The organism is Streptomyces mexicanus (assembly GCF_902506575.1).
Classification (GTDB): Bacteria; Actinomycetota; Actinomycetes; order Streptomycetales; family Streptomycetaceae; genus Streptomyces; species Streptomyces mexicanus.
Map to the genome: position 1 here is coordinate 1 of NZ_LR732579.1, position 6,543 is coordinate 6,543.

Annotated in this window: 5 protein-coding genes; 2 read left to right on the forward strand and 3 right to left on the reverse strand. The window is 73.1% G+C overall.

Features of this window, described 5'->3' with window-relative positions; all coding sequences use genetic code 11:
• Positions 1-766 precede the first annotated feature (766 nt).
• Complete coding sequence (locus GV126_RS32585; protein ID WP_159674582.1) at positions 767-1,384, forward strand: hypothetical protein; 618 nt, start codon at positions 767-769, stop codon at positions 1,382-1,384.
• A gap of 116 nt (positions 1,385-1,500) precedes the next feature.
• Here GV126_RS32585 and GV126_RS32590 read toward each other — a convergent pair whose 3' ends face one another.
• The 3 genes from GV126_RS32590 to GV126_RS32600 form a co-directional block, all read right to left on the reverse strand.
• Entirely contained in the window at positions 1,501-2,388 is an 888-nt protein-coding gene (locus GV126_RS32590; RefSeq protein ID WP_159674584.1) for an endonuclease/exonuclease/phosphatase family protein, read from the reverse strand.
• A 100-nt stretch (positions 2,389-2,488) separates the two neighbouring features.
• Complete coding sequence (locus GV126_RS32595; protein ID WP_159674586.1) at positions 2,489-3,667, reverse strand: anhydro-N-acetylmuramic acid kinase; 1,179 nt, start codon at positions 3,665-3,667, stop codon at positions 2,489-2,491.
• A gap of 88 nt (positions 3,668-3,755) precedes the next feature.
• Positions 3,756-5,315, reverse strand: coding sequence for a sodium:solute symporter (locus tag GV126_RS32600; RefSeq protein ID WP_159674588.1), 1,560 nt, complete (start codon positions 5,313-5,315; stop codon positions 3,756-3,758).
• A gap of 299 nt (positions 5,316-5,614) precedes the next feature.
• On the opposite strand from GV126_RS32600, the gene GV126_RS32605 reads away from it, so the two are divergent.
• On the forward strand, positions 5,615-6,543 hold a 929-nt coding region (locus GV126_RS32605), incomplete at its 3' end, for a MurR/RpiR family transcriptional regulator (RefSeq protein WP_159674590.1).

Consider the following 6,543-nt stretch of genomic DNA (forward strand, 5'->3'; position numbering starts at 1 on the left):
ACCTCCAAATGAAGAAATAACATCAGGGTAACGCTGCATGAAGTAAACACGTTCGTGGTCAGTATGCAAATTAGCTTGTTTTTTTACAAGCAAAAGACGGCATACGGGTTTTCTGCCTGTCTCGTGGGCGCGGAGATGTGTATAAGAAGCAGGCCCCCGCCGATCCCGCCCGACCCGCGCCGGCCACCAGCCCCGATCCCGACGACGAGGCGCTGCCCCGGTCGGAACCGACCCGTCTGTCGATCCCGAAGATCGGCGTGGACGCCCCGTTCACCAAGCTCTCCCTCGACGCGAGCGGCCGGCTGAGCCCGCCGCCGGAGGACGACAAGAACCTGGTCGGCTGGTTCCAGGGCGGAGCCTCTCCCGGGGAACGCGGCGCCTCCATCGTCGTGGGCCACGTCGACACCAAGACCGGACCCGCGGTGTTCGTCGAACTGCCCACCCTCAAGCCGGGCGACGAGGTGGACATCGCCCGCGCCGACGGCGTCGTGGCACGCTTCGAGGTCGACGCCGTGGAAGCCTTCAGCAAGTCGGACTTCCCCGACGACCTGGTCTACTCCGACACCCCGTCCCCCGAGCTGCGCCTGATCACCTGCGGCGGCAAGTTCGACCGTGCCCGCCAGGACTACGAGGACAACGTGGTCGTCTTCGCCCACCTGGACTCCACCACCCAGGCCTGAGACCACCCCGGACGCCCGCGCCCGCGGCACCGCCGCCGCGGGCCGCCCGGCCGCCCGGCCTCGCGGTCCCTCGGTACGCTCGCCCCGTGGGGCTGGACATCACCGTACTGATCGCGGACTGGTCGTGGCTGGCGCGGGCGCCGCGCGAGGAGCGGCTGGAACGGCTGCGCGACGCCTGGTACGCCGATGAGACCGGCTTGTGGGACGGGGACGCGCCGACGCCCGAAGGCGAGTGGGAGTGGCCGCAGGGCCCGCACGCCGGGTCGTTCGCCCTGTACGAGTTCCGGCGCACCCTCGGCTCGTTCAAGCCCCATTTCTGGGCGGGGGAGCGGTGGGAAGCCGTCCGCGACCATGTCGGTCCGCCGCTGCGGGCCGCGACGGACGCCCTGCTGGAGGGGCTGGTCCGGTGCGGACCGGACGGCGAAGCCGACCACGTCGACCCCGGCTTCTTCAGCGACGACCCGCGCGTGTCCCACGGCCTGCTGCTCGCCCGGTCACCGGAGCGGGTGCGCGAGCTGTCCGCGACCTGGGAGCGGTTGCGGCCACGGATCGAGGCGATGCGTGAGCCGTTCACGCGGCACGCCGGCGCTCCCGGCGGCTGGATCTGCGACTTCGACGAGTTCACCGACCTGCTGGCGGACTGGGGCCGCGTCCTGGCCGAGGCCGCCCGGCGGGGCTGGGGCGTGGTGGGGCTGAAAGAGTAGCGGTACGCGGACCGCGGCGACGGCCCGTACCGTCACACCGGTCACACAGTCATCCCCGAGGCGCCGGAGCGACGGCCCGGACCGTCACACCCCGCGCCCCCGCCGGGCGGGCGACGTCACCTCCCGGGGCGCCGCAGTCGGAGGTCGGCGACGACCGGGCGGTGGTCGGAGGCGGCGGTGTCGGCCACGTGGGCTGCGGTGACGGTGATATCCGGGGAGACCGCGATCACGTCGATGCGCTTGGCCGGGTCGAGGGCGGGATACGTCAGGCCGGCCTGAGCGGCGGCGTCGGTGAGCGGTCCCCACAGCTTCGCCAGTTCCGGCGCGCCCGGTTCCGCGTTGAAGTCGCCCACCAGGACCTTCGGGCCGCTGTCCGCGGCCAGGACGTCCAGCATGTCGTCGACCTGCGCCCGCCGGATCGCGGGGTCGGCACGGTAGTCCAGGTGGGTCGAGTAGACGTGCACCAAGGTGCCCTGGGCTCTGACCGTCACCTCGGCGAAGCCCGGCGCGGGCGCCGGCACGGGGTCGGGCACCTGCGTGGACAGCCGGGTGATGTCGTGGTTCTCCGCGCTGACCACCGGCAGTCGGCTGAGCACCGCCACACCGAACTGCCGCCGCTCGGTGTGCCCCGCGGCCGGCGGCAGGTCGTAGATCGGCGCGAAGAAGAACCGCATGCGCAGTCGCGCGGCCAGTTCGCGGGCCTCGTCGGTGAAGTCGCTGCGCTCCCCCCAGTGCGCGTCGACCTCCTGAAGGCCGATCACGTCGGCGTCCAGGCCCCGGATCGCCCGCGCGGTGCGATCCAGGTCGAAGACGCCGTCCTCGCCGGCTCCGGCATGGATGTTGTACGTGGCCACCCGCAGCGGCACCGGGTGGGCCGTCCGCGGCCCGCCCACCGGGGAGCGGTCCGCGGCGACGGCGGGGTGGACGGCGCCGAACGCGGCCGCCGCGGCGAGCACGGCGGCGGCCACGGCCCGGGGGAGGGACGTACGGTTCCTGCGTGTCACACGGTCCTCCAGACGAGAGTGCGGTGCGGCCCGAGCCGGACGGATGGAGCGTGCTCGGACCGAGCAGGTGAGGCGCGCGGGGCGCCGGTGCGGCGGGCGCTCAGCCCGGGGCGGGGGGGATCCGCAGCCGTGTCGGGGCGATGGCGGCCGGGTCCGGCAGGCGCAGCGGCCCCGCGCCGGGGGGGGTGCCGCCGAGCAGCGTGGCGCGGCGCGCCCCCGCGCACGACGGGACCGTGGCGGGCAGCCCGTGCACCGTCAGGAAGCCCAGGACCGCGAAGGCCAGCGCCTCCTTCGCCGCGGCCGGCAGGCCCACGCGGTCGCTGGTCGTCACCCGCACGCCCGGCAGTTCCTCGCCGATCATGCGCATCATCACCGGGTTGCGGGTGCCACCGCCGGAGGCGACGAGTTCGGTGACGTGGTGCGCGCGGCAGGCGTCGGCGACGGTGACGGCGGTCAGCCGGGTCAGCGTGGCCAGGACGTCGTCGGGTTCGGGCACGGGCGCGGCGGCGAGCGCGGCCAGCACATGGCCGAGGTGGAAGAGCTCCTTGCCGGTGGTCTTCGGGGCGGGCAGCCGGTAGTACGGCTCGGCCAGGAGCCGGGCCAGCAGGTCCGGATCGACGCGGCCGCGGGCCGCGCCGCGCCCGTCCTCGTCCCAGGCGCGTGCGCCCCGGCTGAAGTGCCGTACGGCGGCGTCGACGAGCGCGTTGGCCGGGCCGGTGTCGAAGGCGACGGGCGCGGCGTCCGGGGGGACCACGGTGACGTTGGCGAGGCCGCCGAGGTTCAACGCGGCGCTCACCCCCGGCCGTCCGCGCAGCAGCAGCGTGTCCACGATGCTGACCAGCGGGGCGCCCTGCCCGCCCGCGGCCACGTCGCGGCTGCGCAGGTCGCTGACCACGGGCAGGCCGGTCGCCTCGGCGATCCAGGCGGGGCGGCCGATCTGGAGGGGGCCGCGGACCTGTCCGTCCTGAACCCAGTGGTGGACCGTCTGCCCGTGCGAGACGACCAGATCGGCGGCGCCCGCGCCCAGGTCCTCGACGGCCCGGACGGCCGCGTCGGCGAACGCCTGGCCGATGTGGGTGTCCAGCCGGCACAGCGCCTCGGTGGTCGTGGCGGCGGGCGGCAGGACGGCCTCGATCCGCCCGCGCAGCTCCTCGGGGCAGGGCAGGCTGAGGGCGCCGAGCGGAGTCATCAGCAACTCCTCGCCGTCGAGGGACAGTTCGGCGGCGGCCGCCTCGATGGCGTCGTAGGAGGTGCCGGACATCAGGCCGATCACACGCATGGTCTCTCCCCGAGGCGGCCGTGGCGGCGGATGGAGGGCGGACGGACGGTGGACGCGGGCCGGGTCCCGGTGCCGGGGCCCGGCGGCCTCACGCGGACGGGGCGCTGGGTGCCGTCGCCCCCTCGACCGCGTCCGGCACCTTGTCGGCGGCCCCCTGCGGTGGCCGGTGGAACAGGCTCATCGTGCCGCCCACCACCAGGGTGAGGACGACCCCGATCGGCACCAGCCACTGCGCGGCGATGCCGGCGGACACGGTGGTGCCCGCCACCACCGTGTCGATCTTCACCTCCCGGACGATGTACGTCATCACCGCCACGGTCACCACGAACGACACCAGCGCGTCCACCTCGCTCGCCCGCTTGACCAGACGGCCCAGCAGGAACGCGCCGAGCAGGGCGCCGTAGGTGTAGCCGGCGATCGCCAGACCCGTGAGGTAGACGTTGCCCGTGCTGGTGCTGAAGGCACAGGCGAAGACCGCCATCAGCACCGCCCACACCAGGGTCATCACCCGTGCCAGCCTCAGCATGGTCTCCTCGCCGGGGGTGCGCCGGAAGAAGCTGCGCATCAGGTCGGAGACGGTGGAGTTGGACATCGAGTTCAGCGCCGAGGACAGCGATCCCATCGCCGCGCCCAGGATGCCGGCCACCAGCAGGCCCGAGACGCCGACGGGCAGGCCGTGCAGGATGAAGTCCGGGTAGAGGTCGTCGGAACTGTGCAGCCCCAGGTCGGTGAAGGACCGGCCGTTGTTGTAGGCCCACAGCAGCGCGCCGACGAGCGAGAACGCGGCGAACTGCACGGTGATGAAGACACCCGAGCCGATCATGGCCTTCTGGCTGTCGCGCAGGTTCCGGGTGGACAGGATGCGCTGGACGATCAGCTGGTCCGAGCCGTGGCTGGCCATGGCGAAGACGGCGCCTCCGAGGATCGCGGTGGGCAGCGCGAACGAGCTGGTCAGGACGTGGCTGAGGGTGAAGTCCGTGTCGAACACCTTGAAGTGGCCGCTGTGCAGGGCGTCGCTGAAGCCCTGGGTGCCGACGTGGCCGGAGAGCACCGCGACGGCCAGCACCGCGCCGCCGAGGTAGAGCAGCATCTGCAGGGCATCGGTCCAGATGACCGCCTTGATGCCGCCGAGGTAGGTGTAGAGCACGGTCACGGCGGTGATCACCACGATGATCGTCCGGTAGCCCGTGCCGACGCCCAGCTCGTCCAGCAGCAGCTTGATCGGAATGGCGGAGGCGAACAGGCGCACACCCTCGGCGAGCAGCCGGGTGGCGACGAACGTGACCGAGGCCAGGCCCTGCAGCCGGAGTCCGAACCGGTCGCCGAGGTACTCGTAGGCGCTGACGAACCCGCCGCGCTTGTACAGCGGGATGAGCAGCGCGGCCACCACCACGCGCCCGATCACGTACCCCAGGGCGAGTTCGACGTTGCCGAACGCCTGGGAGCCGTACGCGCCGCCGGGGACGCTGATCACGGTGAGCACGCTGGTCTCGGTGGCCACGACCGAGAAGCACACCGTCCACCAGGGCATCTGCCCCTCGCCGACGAAGTACTCCTTCGCCGATCTCTGCCGCCCGGACAGGCGCAGGCCGAGCCAGGCCGTCCCGATCAGATAGAGCAGGATCACTACGAGGTCGAGGTGGCGCACGGGGGCTTGCTCCTGGACGGTAGGCCGCGGCGGCGGGGGCGGCGCGGCGTGACGGGGCGTCACGGACCGGGCGGAGCATCGCGGAGAAGGACCGCGACGGGCCCGGGCGGCGGCGATCGACGGGGACGACGGTGCACGGTGCGGAGTCGAGTATCAGAACAGCCCGCAGGCGATGTCAATAAGTAACGTGCACCCGGCGGGCTGCGTTACTTTTTGACACGCCGTCGCGGCCGCGCAGCTCCGCGACGGCGACCGACCGCCACCCGGCCCGCAGCCACCCGCCCGCACGGAGGACCCCCATGGCCCGTACGACCACCTCGCCCGACCCGGCGGAGCCGCTCGACGCCCCCGCCCCGGCCGACCTCCTCGGGGACATCCGTACGGCGCTGCCCACGCTGGCGCCCGCCGAGCGGCGCGTGGCCGATGCGGTGCTCGGCGATCCCGCGCAGGCCGCCGGCCTGTCCATCAGCGCCCTGGCCGCTCGCGCCCAAACGTCGGTCACCACCGTGATGCGGTTCTGCCGCACCGTCGGACTGACCAACTACCCGCAGCTCAGGCTGGCCCTGGCCGGTGCCGCGGCCCGCGAACACGCGCTGCGCGGCGACCGGCCACGGATCAGCACCGACATCAGCGCCACCGACTCGCTGGAGCAGGTCGTCGAGAAGATCGTCTACAACGAGACCCGGTCACTGGAGGACACCGGCGCCGGGCTGGACGTCGCCACCCTGGGCCGGGCCGTGGACGCCGTGGCCGCGGCCCGCAGGATCGACATCTTCGGCATGGGCGCGAGCGGGTTCGTCGGCCAGGACCTGCACCAGAAGCTGCACCGCATCGGCCTGATGGCGTTCATCTGGACCGACGTGCACGCCGCGCTCACCGCCGCCGCGCTGCTCGGCCCGGCCGACGTGGCGATAGGCATCTCCCACTCGGGCGCCACCGCCGACACCGTCGAGCCGCTCCAGGTCGCCGCCGGGCGCGGAGCCACGACCATCGCCCTGACCAACTTCGCGCGCTCCCCGATCGCCGAGAGCGCCGACCTGCTGCTGACCACCAGCGCCCACGAGACCCCCTACCGCTCGGGTGCGACCGCCAGCCGGATCGCCCAACTCGCCGTGGTGGACTGCCTGTTCGTCGGTGTGGCGCAGCGCTCCTACGACCTGGCCACCGAGGCCATCAGCGGCACCTGGGGTGCCATCCACGGCCGGGGCACCCGCCGCCTGCCCTCGAC